This is a genomic window from Citrobacter sp. TBCS-14 (assembly GCF_005280805.1).
In the GTDB taxonomy this organism is placed as follows: Bacteria; Pseudomonadota; Gammaproteobacteria; order Enterobacterales; family Enterobacteriaceae; genus Citrobacter; species Citrobacter gillenii.
Genome location: NZ_SZWM01001329.1, coordinates 270 through 480 on the forward strand (window position 1 = coordinate 270; position 211 = coordinate 480).

The following is a 211-nucleotide window of genomic DNA, read 5'->3' on the forward strand; positions in this document are numbered from 1 at the left end:
GGTGTGACCTGCCGTCGCTGGAACTGGCGACAGGGGCTCAGAACCCGCTTAGGTGTGGAAGCTCAGCAAATGTGGTTTATTCTGGAAAGCCTGCCGCAGATGCCGCTGGAGAGACTTCACGAAGCCGGGAAGATGCTGACCGACGGCCTGGAAAAAATGATGCCCGGTCTGTGGTTTGAGGTTGCTCTCATCGAAGAACAACAGCAGTAAT

General features: G+C 55.5%; 1 pseudogene. It reads left to right on the forward strand.

The features are described from left to right. A pseudogene (locus FDX22_RS32380) lies at positions 1 to 210 on the forward strand (hypothetical protein); the annotation flags it as partial. Position 211: the final 1 nt, after the last annotated feature.